The sequence below is a fragment of the Pseudomonas sp. NPDC089569 genome (assembly GCF_050280625.1).
Lineage (GTDB): Bacteria > Pseudomonadota > Gammaproteobacteria > Pseudomonadales > Pseudomonadaceae > Aquipseudomonas.
Genome location: NZ_JBNNVQ010000005.1, coordinates 75,474 through 92,994, shown reverse-complemented (window position 1 = coordinate 92,994; position 17,521 = coordinate 75,474). Strand labels below are relative to the sequence as shown.

Sequence of the window (17,521 nt, the reverse complement as noted above, 5' to 3'; positions counted from 1 at the left end):
GCTCGTAATCTTTGAATCGGACCTGCGTCCTTGCCTTGACTGCCAGGTCGGCAATACCCTCGCCAGCGGTGCCTTCGAGTGACAATCGCTTGTCTCTGGAAGGCACGCGGCCGCTCTGTCAGCGCTCGTCGACGGTGATGAACTCGCGACGCTCGGCCATGAACGCCGGTACGTCGTCCTCGTCGGTGAAGAACTGCTCGTACCACTCGCGCAACTGGTAGACCGGGCCGTCGGTTTCGGCCAACACCGGTTTGTCGATTCGGATCTTGTGCTTCCAGATCACCACGTCCTGGTAGAACGAGTCGCGGTTGCCCTGGACATAGGCCTTGGCCACTTCCTGGTTCTGCTCCTCGGTCCAGCCCGGCACACGCTTGACCATGCAACCGAAACGCAGGTCGAAGCTATTCGGGGTCACCGGTACGTGACTGTTGAGCAAAATGGCGTGGATGCGTACGTCACCGAACATCGAACTGATGTGGGTGAAGTGGGTCGCCGGCCCGTAGTAGGCCGAGGGTGCGATCAGGTCGCCGCCCAGGCGCTCGGAGTCGCCATGGAAAATCTGGTGACCGATGTGCCCTTCGAAGACGTTGGCGAAGTATTTGGTCGGCGTACCGTGCACCGGCCCGAAGTGCTGGGCATCGACCAGGTTGTCGACCAACTCGCGCGGGTTGGTTTCGATCAGCATGGTGTCGATGTTCCAGTCATGAATCCAGTCCGGATCGTCCATCTCGGGCAAGTGCGGAATGACCACGCCCTCTTTCGGTGGACGGCCTTCGGGGTTGTTCCAGACGAACAGCAGGTTGTTTTCCACGCAGGTCAGCCAGCTGCGGGTCTTGGCCTTGGGTGGAATGCGCTTGCAGTAAGGAATCTCCGCGCATTTGCCGCTGGTGTCGTACTTCCAGTGGTGGAACGGGCACACCAGCCGGTCGTTCTCGATGGTGCCCTGGGACAGGTCGGCGCCCATGTGCGGGCAATAGGCATCCAGGACGCTGATGTTGCCCTGGCTGTCGGCGAAGGCCACCAGGCGTGTGCCGAAGATTTCCAGGGTGTGGGGTTTGCCATCGCGGTAATCCTGGGCGTTGCCCAGGCAGTGCCAGCCGCGCGCGTAACGGTGGGTGCGCTGGGCGTTCTCAATGCTGATTTCAGCGAGTTTGGTCATTGTTATTGTTCCTCGGTTACAGACTTCGGGGCAGGCAATGCCCTCAGGAAAAACAGGGTGATCCCATGTCGGCCATCATTGAGCAGCCGCGCAAGGGCAGTCATCGTTCAGTTGGACTAGGTCAATCGCGACCCACTCTCAAATGGCGCCCGTTTCGCCACGGGCGCCCTGCTACACGGCTACTGGCCGAAGCGGCGCGCGGCTTCCGGCCCGAAGTCGCGGGGGCTGAAGCCGGGTTTGTTCAACAGGTAGCCGTTGCGCTGCTCGTTGATCAGGTTGAACGCCAGGTAGCTGCCGGCATTGAGGTCGTAGTACAGGCCCACGCCTGCCTGAGGTCGCTGGCTTTCGTAGGCGTAGAAGTAGTTGACCATCGAGGTGCGCCACAACTCGCCATGGTTGTCGTAGTTGTCGGCGAGCATCGGGAACCAGGTGTCTTCATCGATGTACAACTTGCGTTTGCCGTACAGATGGCGGAAACCGGGCTTGAGGGTCCCTTCCAGCTCCCACACCCGATGGCGCTCGAAACGCAGGGCGTCGGGGTTGATGTGGCCGGGGGTCAGCAGGTCGGCATACTTGAGGTTGGCCGCATGCAAGCGGTAGGTGTCATAGGGGATGAACATCTCGCGCTTGCCGACGATCTTCCAGTCATAGCGCTGCCCCGAACCGTTGAACAGGCGCACCTCATCCACGGTGATCGAACCACCGCTGCCGGGGAACGACATGTCGAAGCCATATCCCGGTGACTGGCGCACGCGGCGGGTGCCCGGATCGTAGCGCCAGGCCTGGCGCGGTTCGGTCTTGTCGTTCCAGAACTCGGTGCCGGTATTGATCTCGCCCTTGTCGCGCTGCGGCAGCAGGGTTTCATTGAGGTAGAACGATGAGTTGCCGGTGGTATCACCGACCTTGCCGGGCTCGAGCGCCGGCGCCAGGTTGCGTGAATGCACGCGTCCCCAGTTGATGTTGCCGCCCTTGAGCACATAGGCGTTGTCGGAGACGTATTCCTCGGTCCACGCCCGCAGGGTAAAGGTCGAGGCGTTCTTCAGCAGTTCCAGGCCACTGCGTGGCACGGGAAATGGCGTGCCGCCGGTCTTGCCGACCACCCCTTCACCGTCATCCACCAGGCGCGCCACGCTGGCGTTCTCGCGGGTAGCCTGGCACACCGCATCGTTGAAGCGAAAATCTCGGTGCGAGGGATAGATCGGCATTTTGTAGGTGGCCGGGTACAGTTTGAACAGGGCCTTTTGCCCGTCGGACAAGGCATCGCTGTATTGCGCGACGTTCTGTGCGGTGATCACGAACAGCGGTTTTTCGTCCGGGTACGGATCCACCGGGTGATTACCGGTGCCCTTGAAATCAACGTGGGGCGGTACACCCAGCCACTTGCCGCTGAAGGCCGGGATGCTGCCGTCGGCATTGCCGGCCTTTTCCGCGCCCAGGCACGTCAGGTCATTGCCCAGCCTTGCGATGTCCTCGGGTGCCGCGTTGACCGTACCGATGACACAGCATCCCAACAACAACGCCAGGGCCCGGCCAGGGGACTGATTTGCGCCGATCATTTTTATTCTCCTTGTGAGGTTCGACCACGGTTGCCCAGTATCGACAGCCAGAGAAACCGGCAGCATCGTCCGCACGGACTAACGCATTTTTACCCAGGCCCGCGTCACCGCCTGGACGCTTGCGGCTGCGGCGTACCCAGGGCCACCACACTGTTGAGCATGATCCGCACCAGCTCGGTCTGGCGCCGCACGCCGGTCTTGGAAAAGATCGAACGCAGGTGCGCACGCGCGGTGTTGCGGCGGATATTGAGGGTTTCCGAGGCTTCCTCCAGCGACAGGCCGTTGGCCAATTCCAGGGCCAGCGCGGTTTCCGCCGGGGTCAGGCTGTACAGTTGCGAGGTCAACACGGTGCTCACCAGCGACTTGCTCACGGCATCGCGCACATACACCACCACCGTGGGCTTGCCGTTGCCTTCGAGCAGTTCCTGGGACGGAATCAGCTCCACCACCACCCCCAGGCTGACTTGTCCTGAAGGTCGGGAGATCGAGGTCGCTTCGGCCATCTGCACACCCTTGCCGACGCCCTGCCGGGCGCGCTGGAAGGCGTTGCGCACCAGGCGCGTCAACTCCCGATTGTCACTGGGGTACGTCGCCTCCAGTCGACCGCCCACCACCTTGAGGCCGTCCTGGCTGTCGAGAATGTCCCGGGCCACGGGATTGAGTTGCACGACACTGCCGTTCTCGTCGAGCACGATGGTCGCCACCGCCAGGCGGCTGATCGTCTGCGAATACAGGCTGCCCAGCGACTCGCTGCGGTCGAGCAGCGAATGCATGTGCAAGGCCCGGCGCAGGTGCGGCAACAACATCGCGCACAGCGCCCGCTCGCTGTCGCCGAAACGTGGATGACCCTGCGGTCGATTGATGCGAAAGCGTACGGTGCCGCCATCGGGCATGCGGATATCGGCGCCGAGCATGTGGTAGCAATCGTGGGGCTGGCAAAACAACAGGTAAAACGCCGAGCGACTCCATTCGGCATCGCTGATCAGTTCATCGACGGTAAACACCGTGTCGGTGGGCAGGCCGTCGAACAGGGTGGACTTGGCGTAGTAGGCGTAGTGGTTGATTCCGCCCTCCCCCAGTTCGACATCGCCCGCAACCACCATCGGCGACAGCAGCGGTTCGTCCTGGACCCTTAGAATCAAGGTCACGAAATTGGCCTTGAACACCGATCGAAGCTCACGCAGCGAATCGTTCAGGCAGCGTGTGTCCATTGCCGAATCGTAGATGTTGCCGATGATCCGCTCGTACTCGGCCAACTCCAGCCCCATGTGCGTCAGGACCTGTGCGTTGGGCATACCACTTTGCATAACCATTCCCCAGCAACGGGCCCGACCTGCGGGCCCTCATCAATCCCATCGACAGAGCGGCGGCGACTCTCCCGCCTCACGGCAGCTCGAACAGACCGGCAGCGCCCATGCCGCCACCGATGCACATGGCAATCACCACGTAGCGCGCACCGCGGCGCCGCCCTTCGATCAGGGCGTGGCCCACCATCCGCGCACCGGACATGCCAAACGGATGACCGATGGCAATCGCGCCGCCATTGACGTTCAAGCGCTCGGCCGGGATCTGCAGTGCATCGCGGCAATGCAGCACCTGGCTGGCAAACGCCTCGTTGATCTCCCACAGGCCGATATCCGCCACGCTCAGGCCAAAGCGCTTGAGCAACCGGGGAATGGCGACCACGGGACCAATGCCCATTTCTTCGGGCGCGCAGCCTGCGACGGCAATGCCCCGGTAAATGCCCAGCGGGGTCAGTCCGCGGCGCTTGGCTTCGGCACGGCTCATCAGCAAGCAGGCCGAGGCGCCGTCAGAGAACTGTGAGGCGTTGCCGGCGGTGACGAACTCGCCCTGCTCGATCCACTTGCCGTCCTTCCACACCGGTTTCAACGCCGCCAGGTCTTCCAGACGTGTATTAGGCCGGTTGCACTCGTCACGCACGACTTGCACGCGTTCATGACCATCGGGCTGGCCGTCGGCGGCGAACAGCAGCTTGTTCACGCTCAGGCCGACGATTTCCTCATCGAACAGACCGTCACGTTGCGCGGCGGCGGTGCGCAACTGGCTTTGCAGTGAATACTCGTCCTGGGCGGCACGACTGACGCCATAGCGGCGAGCCACGATCTCGGCGGTTTCGATCATCGGAATGTAGGCCGCGGGCATCACCTGCAACACGGCTTCGGATTGGGCGCGATAGGTGTTCTTGTGCCGGGTCTGGGTCAGCGACAAGGACTCCACGCCGCCACCGATGGCGATGTTCATCTCGCCGCTCATGATGCCTTTGGCGGCCACGCCGATACTCATCAGGCCCGACGCACACATCCGGTCCAGGGCCATGCCCGGCACGCTGTCCGGCAAGCCGCCGGTGTAGGCGCAGAGCCGGCCGATGTTGTAGGCCTGGGTGCCCTGTTGCACCGCCGCGCCCATGATCACATCCTCCACATCACCCGGCTCGATGCCGGCGCGCTCGACGACTGCGCGCACGACATGGCCGCCCAGCACAGGTGCCTCGGTATCGTTGAACGATCCGCGAAACGATTTGGCCAGCGCGGTACGGGCGGTGGCGACGATGACGACTTCATTCAGGTCCATGGGTAACTCACTCGCAGGCAGGGTTGAAGGTGTAGCGGCTGATGGTGTCGATCACGCACCCGGGGCGTGCCTGGCCCTCGACTTCCACGGTGATGCGCACCACCAGTTGCACGGCGTCGCCGAGCCATTCGGCGCGGACGATCCGGCCACTGCCGCGCACCCGCGAGCCGACCTTGACCGGCGCCGGGAAGCGCACCCGATCGCTGCCGTAGTTGACGCCCATCGCCATGTTTTCGATGGTCAGCAACTGCGGCATGAACAGATTGGCCAGCGACTGGGTCAGGTAACCGTGGGCAATGCAGGCGCCGAAGGGACCGTTGGCGGCGCGTTGCGGATCGACATGAATCCACTGGTGGTCACCCGTCGCTTCGGCAAACAGGTCGATGCGTTCCTGGCTGATGGTCAGCCATTCGGTATGGCCCAGGTCCAGGCCCTCGGCCGCCAGCAACGCCGCGGCCGTGTTGAAAACATGACTCATGGATTGATCCTCAAGCTTGCTGCGAACTGACGGACAGCACTTCACCGACCATGTAGGAGGCGTAGTCGCTGGCCAGGAACATCATCACGTTGGCCACTTCCCAGACCTCGGCGGCACGGCCGAATGCTTCGCGACCGGCAAGGCTGGCGAGCAGCTCTTCGCTGGAGGCTTTCTTGAGAAAATCGTGCAGGGCGATCGATGGCGATACCGCATTGATGCGCACGCCGAACTCGGCGGCTTCCAGGGCGCTGCAGCGGGTCAGCGCCATCACCCCGGCCTTCGCGGCGGCGTAATGGGCCTGTTCCTTTTGCGCGCGCCAGCCGAGCACCGAGGCGTTATTGACGATGGCGCCGGCGCCCCGGTGCTGCATGTGCGGCAACATCGCCCGGGTCATGCGGAAGGTGCCGGTCAGGGTGACATCCAGCACCCGCGACCATTCCTCGTCGCTCATCTCCACCAGGCGCTTCTGGCCACCCAGACCTGCGTTGTTGATCAACACATCGACGCCACCCAGGACCTCTTCGGCCGCCGCCACCAGCGCCTGAACCTCGTCTTCGACTGTGACGTTGCACAACTGGCCATAAATCGCCTGCAACCCCGTCTCGGCCTTGAGGCGCTCCACCGCCTCCTCCAGGCGACGCGGATGCACGTCGCTGATCATCAGCGCCCGGCAACCTTCCTCGGCACTGCGCCGGGCCGCCGAATAACCGATACCGGCGCCTGCGGCAGCGGTAATCAACACTGACTTGCCGGCCAGCAATTGATGACCGGGCACATAAGGGGGGGCTTGTCTCACAGCGTCTACCTCCGAAGAAATCAATACGCTGTAGTTGTACGGGGGGCGCTGCGCGGGCACATCGTCAAAATGGGGTATGGCGTGCGGTACACCGCATCGCCGGGTTCCCCGTACCGTAGGAGCCAGGCTCGCCGGCGAAGAACGATAACGCGGTGCGACAGATACACCGCGGTGCCCCGTTCGCCGTAGGAGCCAGGCTTGCCGGCGAACAACGATAACGCGGTGCGACAGGTACACCGCGGCGCCCCGTTCGCCGTAGGAGCCAGGCTTGCCGGCGAAGAACGATAACGCGGTGTGACAGATACACCGCGGCGCCCCGTTCGCCGTAGGAGCCAGGCTTGCCGGCGAAAAACGATAACGCGGTGCGACAGGTACACCGCGGCGGCTGGTTCGCGGGCAAGCCTCGCTCCTACAGGCGAAGAACGATAACGCGGTGCGACAGGTACACCGCGGCGCCCCGTTCGCGGGCAAGCCTCGCTCCTACAGGCGAAGAACGATAACGCGGTGCGACAGGTACACCGCGGCGCCCCGTTCGCGGGCTAGCCTCGCTCCTACAGGCGAACAACGATGACGCGGTGCAGCAGGTACACCGCTCGCGCCCAGGGTGTGTTCAACTGCCCCACACCCGTTGTGCCTTCGGCGCCTGGGCGAGGATGGCGTCCACGGCCGCGCCGATTTCTTCGACCTGCCACAACGCCCCCTTGTCGCGGGTGACGCCGGTGCGCCAGCCGTCACCCAGCGAGATCCTTCCGCCCTGGCTCTCAAACACCTGACCGCTGACGTGGGCCGACGCCGCGCTCCCCAGCCACACCACCAGCGGCGCGACGTTTTCCGCCGCCCAGGCATCGAAGCTGCCGTCCTCGGGCTTTTTCACCACGTCCGGCATGGCGCTCTCGGTCATGGAAGTCCGGGCAGCCGGCGCCAGGGCGTTGGCGGTGACGCCGTAGCGGGCCAGTTCCGCCGCCTGCACCAAGGTCAGCGACGCGATACCGCCTTTGGCCGCCGAATAATTCGACTGCCCGACCGACCCTTGCAGGCCGGCGCCGGAGCTGGTGTTGATGATCCGGGCATCGACCGGGGTGCCGGCCTTGGCCAGGTCGCGCCAGCGGCGGCCGAGGATATTGGCCAGGCAGTAGTGACCCTTGAGATGCACGCGCATGACCATGTCCCAGTCTTCTTCACTGAGGCTGATGAACATGCGGTCGCGCAAGACCCCGGCGTTGTTGATCAGCACATGCACTTCACCGAACGCCGCCAATGCCGCGTCGACGATGCGCTGCGCCGTGGCCAGGGTGGTGATGTCGTCACTGTTGGCGATGGCCCGGCCACCCTGGGCGCGAATTTCACCGGCCACATCCTCGGCGGCTTCGGCGCGAATATCGTTGACCACCACATTGGCCCCTTGCGCGGCAAACGCCAGGGCGTAGGCCCGACCGAGCCCGCCGCCGGCCCCGGTGATGATCACGGTACGGTCTTTACACATCGTCATGTCTGACTCCTTGAAAATCGGGCTGGCCGCACGCACCAAGCGGCGGCCAGGAAAAACTCACAGGCGTTCGATAATGGTCACGTTGGCCTGGCCGCCGCCTTCACACATGGTTTGCAGGCCATAGCGACCGCCGCTGCATTCCAGCTCGTTCAGGAGCGTGGTCATCAGTCGTGCACCGGTGGCCCCCAACGGGTGGCCCAGGGCAATCGCGCCGCCGTTGACGTTGGTGCGTGCCGGGTCGTAATCGAGCTCCTTGGCCCAGGCCATGACCACCGAGGCAAAAGCCTCGTTGATCTCGACACAGTCGATGTCGGCCATGCCCAGGCCACTTTTGGCCAGCGCCCGGCGGGTGGCGGCAATCGGCGCGGTGAGGTGCCAGATCGGATCGTCACCCAGCACAGTCAGGTGATGAATCCGCGCCCGTGGCGTCAGGTCGTAGCGTTTGAGCGCCGCTTCGGACACCACCAACAACGCCGCCGAGGCGTCGCAGGTCTGGCTGGATACCGCCGCAGTGATCGACGGGAACTGCGGGTCCACCGGCTGCAATTCGGCCATCTTGGCCAGGCTGCTCTGGCGCGGAGTCTCATCCACCGCCAGCCCCTGGCAGGTGACGATTTCCCGGGCGAATCGCCCACTGGCGATGGCCGCAAGCGCCCGTTCGTGGCTCTGCAGGGCAAAGGCTTCCATTTGCTCGCGACTGATCTGCCAGTGATCGGCGATCCGCTGGGCGGCGTAGAACTGGTTCACCGGCTGCTGGCCAAAACGCGCGCGCCAGCCAAGGCTGCCCGAGAACGGATCGGCAAACCCCAGCGGCTGACCGGCCAGCATCGCCGAGGAAATCGGGATTTGGGTCATGGTCTGCACCCCGCCCACCGCGACCACATCCTGGGTGCCGCTCATCACGGCCTGCGCCGCGAAGTGCAGCGCCTGTTGTGACGAACCGCACTGGCGGTCGACCGTGGTGCCGGGCACCGAAAGCGGCAAACCGGCGGCCAGCCAACTGGTGCGGGCGATGTCGCCGGCCTGCGATCCGATGGTGTCGACGCAGCCGAAAATCACATCGTCGTAGTCTTCGGCGGGAATCACGTTGCGTTCCACCAGCGCCTTGAGCACGTGGGCGCCCAGGTCAATGGCATGGACTTCGCTCAAGGCGCCCTTGCGCTTGCCGGTAGGGGTACGCAGTGCATCAACAATGTAGGCCTGTGCCATGACTCACTCCTCGAAAGTATGCCCCGGCCCCAGGCCGGTGGCGTCGGCGAACAGGTAGTCGCTGACACGGGTTTTGTGGAAGCCGCGATCCCCCCAGGACGCATCCAGGGCCCAGGCGCGCTTCATGAACATCTGCAGATCCACTTCCCAGGTGTACCCCATCGCACCGTGCACCTGGATGCCCTTGCGGGCCGCGACCCAGCTGGCTTCGTTCGCCGCCAGCCGCGCTTGCGAAACCCACACGCTGGCGTTGACGTCACCGCGAGCCAAAGCGTGGGCGGCGCGATACAGCACCGGCTTGGCCTGTTCGATGTAACGGGCGACATCGGCCAGGTGATGCTTGACCGCCTGGAAGCTGCCGATCGGTTTGCCGAACTGTTTGCGCTGGGCCACGTAGTCCACCGACAAATCGAGCATGCGTTGCGCCAGACCCAGCAGTTGCCCGGCCACCGACAGCGCCCCACGGTCCAGCAGGCGCGCCTGCAAGGCCCGACCCTGCTCGCCGCTGGCGATGCAGGTTGCCGGCGACGGGGTCCAACTGACCTGGCCCAGGCGCCGCGAAGCATCGATACTCGGCGCGTTCGCCACGTCCACCTCGGCACGCGGCAGCACATGGATGTCATCGCCGTCGGTGAGGATCAGCACCTCGGCCAGCTGCGCATCGCTGACCAGCGCGTTGACCGGGTGACCGATGGCCAGGCGCAGGCTGCCGTCGGCGATCCGTGGCAACAGATCGGCGCGGGCCGGGTGCCCGTCGGGCAACGCAGCGAGCAACCCGCTGGCGACATAAGCGGTATCGGCCAGCGAATCGGGAATGGCGTAGTAGCCCAGTTCCTGGGTCATCAGCGCCCAGGTGACATCGTCCATGCCCAGGCCGCCTTCGGCCTCGGGTACCGACAAGGCGGTCAGGCCCTGGCCGGCAATCTTGTTGCGCAACTCCCGTGAGCGACCCGGATCGGTTTCCCAGATCTCCCTGAGCATTTCCGGGGCGGCCTCGGTCATCAGGAAACGACTGATGGCTTCGCGGAACGCCACCTGGTCATCGTTGAAAGTGAAGTCCATGGGCGGTTCCTTATTTGGGCAAGCCAAGCATCCGCTCGGCAATGATGTTGCGCTGGATTTCGTTGGTGCCGGCATAGATCGGCCCGGACTGGGCGAACAGGAAGCCCTCCAGCCAACCCGCCGCATCGCCGGCCTGCGCGCCCTTGGTCAGCAGTTCGCCGCGCGTGCCAAGAATGCGCATGGCAGTCTCGTGCATCTTCAGGTCCAGCTCCGACCAGATGATCTTGTTGATGCTCGACTCGGCGCCGATCTGCTCGCCCCGATTCAGCCGGCCCACGGTGTGATAAGCCGACAGCGCATAGGCTTCGGCGCCCATCCAGGTATCCAGCACGGCATCGCGCAGGCCGGGATCACGGTCGGCGCTGGCGCGGTTGGCCTTGTACAGTTCAACCAGCTTGCGTGCCGTGGCCTGGAAGCGCGCCGGCGAGCGCAGCAACAGTCCGCGCTCGAAACCGGCGGTGGCCATCGCCACGTGCCAGCCCTGCCCTTCCTCGCCAATACGATTGGCCACCGGTACCCGCACATCATCGAAAAACACTTCGGCGAATGCGTCCTTGCCGTTGAGTGCCTTGATCGGGCGAATGCTCACCCCTGGCGTGTCCAGCGGAACCATGACAAACGACAGGCCGTGGTGACGGGTCGATCCCGGCTCGCTGCGGAACAGACCGAACAGCCAGTCGGCATAAATCGCCCGGGTCGACCAGGTCTTCTGCCCGTTGATCACGTAATGGTCGCCGTCGAGTACCGCGCGACTGGTGATCGCCGCCATGTCGGAGCCCGCGTTGGGTTCCGACCAGCCTTGCGCCCACATGTCCAGGCTGGCGGCCATGCGCGGCAGGAAGCGTTGTTTTTGCTCCGGGGTGCCGAACTCCATCAGCGTCGGCCCCAGCAACAGTTGGCCGTTCTGGTTGACGCGCATCGGTGCCCCGGCGCCGTAATACTCTTCTTCGAAGATCAGCCATTCGATCAGGTCGCTACCGCGACCACCCAGTTCGGCCGGCCACATGACCATCGACCAGCGGCTCTCGAACAGCTTGGCTTCCCAGGCGCGGTGTTGTTCAAAGCCTTCGCGGGTGTCGTAGCTGGCCAGGGGTTCGCGCGGCAAGTTGCTCGCCAACCAGGCGCGCACTTCGGCGCGGAAGGCGTTTTGCTTGGGGGTGTAAGTCAGGTCCATGGCGATCCCTCAGAACTTGGCGTCGCGTTTTTCGACGAAGGCCCGGCGCGTTTCCGCCGAGTCCGGGTTGCTGTAGGCCTGCATGGTGAAGCCTTGCTCCCAGCGGTATTTGTCTTCCAGGTTGCCGTCTTCGATGCCGTTCAAGGCTTCCTTGGCGATGCGGATCATGCCCGGGCTCTTCTGGGCGATTTTCGCCGCGATCTCCAATGCGGTTTCGCGCAGGCGGTCCTTGCTCACGATGCGCTCGATAAATCCGTACTGCAGGGCTTCGGGCGCGCCGATGCGATCACCGGTGAAGAACAGGTAACGGACTTTTTGCACCGGGAACAGGCGTTGCAGGTGCGCACCGCCGCCCATGGCGCCACGGTCGACTTCCGGCAAGGCGAAGGTCGCGCATTCGGAGGCCACGACAATGTCCGCCGCCCCGGTGATGCCAATGCCGCCGCCGAGGACAAAACCATGGACCGCGACAATCACCGGCACCGGGTTGCGGTGCACGGCCTTGAAGGTGGCGTAGTTGCCGGCATTGACCTCGACTATCCGCTGCGGATGCTGATCCAGTTCCTTGATGTCCACGCCGGCGCAAAAGCCCCGGCCTTCGGCACGGATCACGATGACCCGCACCTCGGGGTTGGCCCCGAGGGCTTCGATCTGCCGCGCCAGCGCATGCCACTCCTGGCTGTCGAGGGCGTTGACCGGCGGCTTGGCGATCACCAGTTCAGCGATCCCCTGATTGAGTTGCGTCGTAAAGGCCTGGTTCACAGGGGTTCTCCAATGCTGACGGAATGGTTCGAAGGTGGGCACTGGCTACGGGCCAGGAGCGCGTCCAGGCAGATTCGGGCTTCGTTGGCGATGCCCTCGATGACGTCACGGCAACTGAGCAACTCATCGATGGCCGCCGCGACCTGGCCGCTGGGCAGGATGCCCTCGTCCGGGGCGCCATCGACCATCGAGCGCTGCAACAGCACCGGTTGGTTGGCGGCCATCACCACTTGCGACAGCTGCGACGGGTCTTCACGCAGGGCACGGATAAACACCGAGGCCATGTGCCCCAGGCTCATGCCCGTCTGCTGCTTCCACTGCCAGGCGCTGCCCAGGGCAATGCGCAGGCGACCGAAGGGGCCGGCCTGTTCCAGGTGATTGATGAAACGGTTTTCGATCATGCGATGACGCATGCCATCGACTGCGGTGGTCACGCGCACCTGTTGCGGGTCGTTGACCTTCAGGTAGCGCTCCAGCGTCGCGGCCGGGGTCGGCGATTCGCGCGTCATCAGAAACCGCGTGCCCATGGCGATACCGGCGCCGCCGGCGGCCAGCACCGCTGCCAGGCCGCGGCCGGTGGCGAACCCACCGGCCGCGATCACCGGCACCTCGACTGCCGCCAATACCTGGGGCAGCAGGATCGAACTGGGCACACCGCCGGTATGGCCACCGCCCTCGCCGCCCTGGATGGTGATCAGATCGGCACCCAGTTCGACTGCCTTGAGCGCATGCTTGAGCGCGCCCACGGTGGGAATGCACAGCACGTTGGCCGCCTTGAAGCGGGCGATGGTCTGCCTGTCCGGGCCGCGTCCGTAGCTGACGGCGCGCAAGCGGTACTGGATCGCCAGGTCAACGCACTGTGCCGCGTTGTCCTGGAACATATGGAAATTGAGGCCGAAGTTGCTGCCACCGGTGGCGTCGATCACCTTGCGGATTTCGCCTTCCAGCTCATCGGCCGCGATGGTCGCCCCGGCCAGGAAACCGAAGCCTCCGGCCTGGGTGGTGGCGATCACCAGATTGGCATCGGCGACCCAGCCCATGGCGGTTTGCACAATCGGGTAGCGGCAACCGAGCGCCTCGGTCAGTGGCGTCTGCAACCAGCGGTTCATTGGTTTTTTTCCTCGGCCTGCTTGTTGGCCCGCGCCATGCCCTTGGCGTCGAAGCCGCCCAGTTTGTCGCCGGACAACAGCTCGTTGTGGGCATGGGCAAAATGGTGCCAGGCGAACACCGCATCCATCGCCGTGCGCTTGCCTTGCAGGTCCTCGACATGGTTGATCGCCTGCTTGGTCAGGGCCAGGCCCATGCGCGGCTGACGGGCGACACCGGCGGCCAGGGCATAGGTGGCCTGCTCCAGTTCCTCGCGGGGCACCAGGCGGTTGACCATGCCCACCTGATAAGCACGGGTGGCGCTCATGCGGTCGCCGGTGAAGAGAAATTCCTTGGCGATACGCGGGTTCATTTCATAGGGATGGGCGAAATACTCCACCCCCGGAATGCCCATGCGCACCACCGGGTCCTGAAAGAAGGCATCGTCGCTGGCGACGATCAGGTCGCACACCCAGGCCAGCATCAGCCCGCCAGCCACGCAGGCGCCATGGACCATGGCAATGGTCGGCTTGGGCAGTTCGCGCCAGCGTCGGCACATGCCCAGATACACCTCTTGCTCACGGGCGTAGAGCTGCTCGCCACCGGGCTTGTTGGTGTGGTCCCACCACAAATGCGCGCGCTCGAACGGCTTGTCGATGTCGCGCCCCGGCGTGCCGATGTCGTGGCCCGCCGAGAAATGCTTGCCGTTGCCGCGCAGGACGATGACCTTGACGCTGTCGTCGTCCACCGCCTGGCGAAACGCAGCGTCCAGGGCGTAGGTCATCTGCGAATTTTGCGCGTTGTTGAAAGTCGGCCGGTTCAGCGTCAGCGTGGCGATACCCTCGGCCACGCTGTACAGCACCGGGGTGTCCGTCTCGTAGACGGCGTTGTCCTGGCGGACGATGAACTCACTGTCGCTGCTGTGCATGCTCGCTGTCCTTGCCTCAGGCCGTACGGATGCCGGGCGGGTTGCCCTTGATCGCCGTGGCGCGGTAATCGTGGGGATCGAGCCGGCGGATCAGGGCCAACTGCTCACCCGTGGGGTGTACGGTTTCGTGCAGTTGCGCGGACTTGAGCAACGGGAAACCGGTGTTGTCCTGGACCTGCTCGAAACTCACGCCAGGGTGCAGCGAACGCACCTGCACGGCCCGCTGCGGTCCGTTGAAATCGAGCACGCACAAGTCGCTGACCACGCAATGAATGTCCATCAGGTCGCGGCGGGCACCTTCAGGCCAGCGATCGGCCTTGAAACCGACGCCGGAGACCATGTCCACCTCGCCGCTGACGAACACCCGGGTGTTGTGGCTGGGCACGAAGAACGAGTTGAGGTGGTTGATGCTGTTGCCCGGCAAGCCGCGCACACCGAGGATCGCGGTCCTGGGCTTTTGATAGTCGCCGACGCAGGACAGGTTGGTCTGGCCCCAGCGGTCGATCTGGGTCGGCCCGATCATCGCGTGGCGACGCCCGCCCCACACGCATTCGAACACCCGCTCGAACGACAGGTAGCCCGAGTAACGCGGCACGTAGTCGCCACGCGGCCCCAACGGGATCGGCTCTTCGACCAGGAACGCCTCGCTGTCGGTCATCAGCAGTTCCGGACTGTGGGTCAGTTTGGCCAGGCTGGCGCCCAGGCGCGGGATGACGCCCAGGCCCGAGGCGATCACTTCGCCATTGCCGCGCCAGGCTTCGGAGGCTGCGACGATCATCAGTTCAGCCAGGGTGAAATCACAGGTTGCAGACATGGTCGCTAGTCCTCAGAACACGGGAAGGGGCAATGCGCCCATGGAGTCGGCACCGCCGTTCTGTGCCTGATAGACCTGCTCGCCATCGGCGATGTAGGTCTGCACATAGTCCTGCCAGCCGTTTTCCGCCTGGCTGCTGGCGACATAGCCCTTGAGGTGCTTGATGTCCCAGCCGTAGTCAGGCGCGCAGGCTGTCGGGTGGGCACCGAGGGGGGCATGCACCACGCCGCTCACCAGGTAGCGCTCGAAGGTGTTGAAGCGGGCCTGATCGGCGTTCAGCTCCAGGCGCTCCTCCAGGCGTTCGCACGAGACAATGCAACGGTTGGCGGCGCGGGCAAACAGGTGATCGAAGTAAGGGTCCGGCCCGGTCACCAGGCAGTTGCCCAGGCGATCGGCGACGTTGACATGCACGAACGCCACGTCGAGGTTGAGCGCCGGCATCGCCAGCAGCACCTCGCCATCGGCATAGGGCGACTGGATGGTCTTGAGTTCCGGGTTCAAGCGCGTCACATCGGTGGCCAGGCCACAGCGGGTCGGCAGGAACGGCAGGCGCATGCCGGCGGCGCGCAGGCCCCACTGGAACATGCCTTCGTCCAGCTCCATCAATTCCAGCTGGCCGGCCTCGCGGGCCTTGCGGTAGTAGGGTTCGAGCGGAATGGCATCCAGGGTGGCGAAGCCGAACACCAGCTTCCTGACCTTGCCGGCGGCACACAGCATGCCCACTTCAGGGCCGCCATAGGCGACCACGGTCAGGTCCTTGACCGGTGAACGCAGGATCTCGCGCACAATGGCCATCGGCTTGCGCCGCGGGCCCCAGCCACCGAAACCGATGGTCATGCCATCGCGCAATTGGGCGACCGCATCGGCCGCTGTCAGTTGTTTGTTCATATTGATCATTCCTTACTGTTGGCCGACCGAAAAGTCGTGCCCCCAAATGCTCACGCGGGTGAACTCGAACGCCGAATGTTCGGCCCAGTCGACTTGCAACCCGCCAAAGCCGTACTCCAGGTCGAAACCCGACGGCGTCTTCATGTAGAAACTGGTCATGCGGTCGTTCAGGTGCTGGCCGAGGGTGGCCGACAGGGTCACCTCGTGGGCGAGCAGACGGTCGTGGGCACGGCCGACTTCGGTCATCGAATCGACCTCGACCATCACGTGCACACAGCCCGACGGCACCGGGTATTCAGCCAATGCCAGGCTGTGGTGACGGGCATTGCGGCAATGCAGGAAGTGAATGCGGATCGGCGGTGCCGACGGGTCGGGTCGGAAGTTGAAAATGTCCGACAGCTGGAAACCCAGCACCTCCTTGGCGAACGCCAGGGTGGCGTCGAAATCCGGTGCCGGCAGCACGGTGTGGCCCAGGCCCATGTCGCCGGTGACGAAACGCGGTACGCCCTGCGGCGAGACAAACGGCAGGCAATCGGAACGATGGCCCCAGCTCAGCTCATGGCAATTGCCCGACGGATCGGTGACCTTGACCAACGCCTGCACCCCGCGCTGGTCGATCTCGGCGGCAGTGCCCGCTTGCCATTCGATGCCGGCCGCATTGAGGTGCTCCAGCGCGGTCTGGAAGGCCTGCTCGCCGGCCAACTCCCAGCCCGAAGCCAGGTAGCGCGCTTCGCTGCCTTCGACGATCAGCATGCGAAACGGACGCTCGTCCATCTTCACGTACAGGCCACCGCCCGGTGCGGGATGTACCTGCATGCCCAGCACGTCCTCGGCGTAACGCTGCCAATGGCTGAGGTTTTCGATCTGCGAGACGAAATAGCTCAAACCGCGAATGTCGATCATGCCCAGGTCCTCGTTGGCTGAATGGCTTTCGTGGCGGGCATTGTGCAAAGCGCCGTACGGTGCTTCATCGTCCGTTGAGACTAAGCACCACCGGCCTTGCACCCTCTTGCAGCGGGTGCTCCGTTCGCCGTAGGAGCCAGGCTTGCCGGCGAAGAACGAAGACGCGGAGCAACAGATAAACCACGTCGTCTGGTTCGCGGGCAAGCCTCGCTCCTACAGGCGAAGAACGATAACGCGGTGCAACAGGTACACCGCGGCGCTCCGTTCGCCGTAGGAGCCAGGCTCGCCGACGAAGAACGAAGACGCGGTGCAACAGATAAACCACGTCGTCTGGTTCGCGGGCGAGCCTCGCTCCTACAGGCGAAGAACGATAACGCGGTGCGACAGGTACACCGCGGCGCCTGGTTCACCGTAGGAGCCAGGCTCGCCGGCGAAGAACGAAGACGCGGAGCAACAGATAAACCGCGTCGTCTGGTTCGCGGGCGAGCCTCGCTCCTACAGGCGAAGAACGATAACGCGATGCGACAGATACACCGCGGCGCCTGGTTCACCGTAGGAGCCAGGCTCGCCGGCGAAGAACGAAGACGCGGAGCAACAGATAAACCGCGTCGTCTGGTTCGCGGGC

Annotated in this window: 16 protein-coding genes; all 16 read right to left on the bottom strand. The window is 64.3% G+C overall.

The window, feature by feature from the left end; all coding sequences use genetic code 11:
• Positions 1–118: 118 nt before the first annotated feature.
• The gene (locus tag ACQKP2_RS04350) at positions 119–1,159 is read right to left on the bottom strand and encodes a Rieske 2Fe-2S domain-containing protein (RefSeq protein WP_427574638.1); all 1,041 of its coding nucleotides are present in this window, start codon (positions 1,157–1,159) and stop codon (positions 119–121) included.
• 179 nt (positions 1,160–1,338) lie between these two features.
• A complete protein-coding gene (locus ACQKP2_RS04345) occupies positions 1,339–2,715 on the bottom strand; it encodes a DUF1329 domain-containing protein (RefSeq protein WP_427574636.1) in 1,377 nt (458 codons plus the stop codon).
• A 104-nt stretch (positions 2,716–2,819) separates the two neighbouring features.
• Entirely contained in the window at positions 2,820–4,022 is a 1,203-nt protein-coding gene (locus tag ACQKP2_RS04340) for a helix-turn-helix transcriptional regulator (RefSeq protein WP_427574634.1), read from the bottom strand.
• A 76-nt stretch (positions 4,023–4,098) separates the two neighbouring features.
• Positions 4,099–5,307, bottom strand: coding sequence for an acetyl-CoA C-acyltransferase (locus tag ACQKP2_RS04335; protein ID WP_427574633.1), 1,209 nt, complete (start codon positions 5,305–5,307; stop codon positions 4,099–4,101).
• 7 nt (positions 5,308–5,314) lie between these two features.
• Positions 5,315–5,785, bottom strand: a complete 471-nt coding sequence (locus tag ACQKP2_RS04330; RefSeq protein WP_427574632.1) for a MaoC family dehydratase — start codon at positions 5,783–5,785, stop codon at positions 5,315–5,317.
• A 10-nt stretch (positions 5,786–5,795) separates the two neighbouring features.
• Positions 5,796–6,581: an SDR family oxidoreductase gene (locus tag ACQKP2_RS04325; RefSeq protein WP_427574631.1), complete on the bottom strand. Its 786-nt coding sequence runs from the start codon at positions 6,579–6,581 to the stop codon at positions 5,796–5,798.
• Between the two features lie 610 nt (positions 6,582–7,191).
• The gene (locus ACQKP2_RS04320; protein ID WP_427574629.1) at positions 7,192–8,070 is read right to left on the bottom strand and encodes an SDR family oxidoreductase; all 879 of its coding nucleotides are present in this window, start codon (positions 8,068–8,070) and stop codon (positions 7,192–7,194) included.
• Positions 8,071–8,127: 57 nt separating this feature from the next.
• Positions 8,128–9,279: an acetyl-CoA C-acetyltransferase gene (locus tag ACQKP2_RS04315; RefSeq protein ID WP_427574628.1), complete on the bottom strand. Its 1,152-nt coding sequence runs from the start codon at positions 9,277–9,279 to the stop codon at positions 8,128–8,130.
• Positions 9,280–9,282: 3 nt separating this feature from the next.
• Positions 9,283–10,341: an acyl-CoA dehydrogenase family protein gene (locus tag ACQKP2_RS04310; RefSeq protein WP_427574627.1), complete on the bottom strand. Its 1,059-nt coding sequence runs from the start codon at positions 10,339–10,341 to the stop codon at positions 9,283–9,285.
• 10 nt (positions 10,342–10,351) lie between these two features.
• A complete protein-coding gene (locus ACQKP2_RS04305) occupies positions 10,352–11,515 on the bottom strand; it encodes an acyl-CoA dehydrogenase family protein (RefSeq protein ID WP_427574625.1) in 1,164 nt (387 codons plus the stop codon).
• Between the two features lie 9 nt (positions 11,516–11,524).
• Complete coding sequence (locus tag ACQKP2_RS04300; RefSeq protein ID WP_427574624.1) at positions 11,525–12,277, bottom strand: enoyl-CoA hydratase family protein; 753 nt, start codon at positions 12,275–12,277, stop codon at positions 11,525–11,527.
• Positions 12,274–13,386: an NAD(P)H-dependent flavin oxidoreductase gene (locus ACQKP2_RS04295; protein ID WP_427574622.1), complete on the bottom strand. Its 1,113-nt coding sequence runs from the start codon at positions 13,384–13,386 to the stop codon at positions 12,274–12,276. Before ACQKP2_RS04295 ends, ACQKP2_RS04300 begins: the two co-directional genes overlap by 4 nt.
• Entirely contained in the window at positions 13,383–14,291 is a 909-nt protein-coding gene (locus tag ACQKP2_RS04290) for an enoyl-CoA hydratase (protein WP_427574620.1), read from the bottom strand. Before ACQKP2_RS04290 ends, ACQKP2_RS04295 begins: the two co-directional genes overlap by 4 nt.
• 16 nt (positions 14,292–14,307) lie before the next feature.
• Positions 14,308–15,105 carry a CoA-transferase subunit beta gene (locus tag ACQKP2_RS04285; RefSeq protein ID WP_427574619.1) on the bottom strand — a complete coding sequence of 266 codons (798 nt, stop codon included), beginning with the start codon at positions 15,103–15,105 and terminating at the stop codon, positions 14,308–14,310.
• A gap of 12 nt (positions 15,106–15,117) precedes the next feature.
• Positions 15,118–15,993, bottom strand: a complete 876-nt coding sequence (locus ACQKP2_RS04280; RefSeq protein WP_427574617.1) for a CoA transferase subunit A — start codon at positions 15,991–15,993, stop codon at positions 15,118–15,120.
• 12 nt (positions 15,994–16,005) lie between these two features.
• On the bottom strand, positions 16,006–16,896 hold the full coding sequence (locus ACQKP2_RS04275; RefSeq protein WP_427574615.1) for a VOC family protein: 891 nt from the start codon (positions 16,894–16,896) through the stop codon (positions 16,006–16,008).
• Positions 16,897–17,521 lie beyond the last annotated feature (625 nt).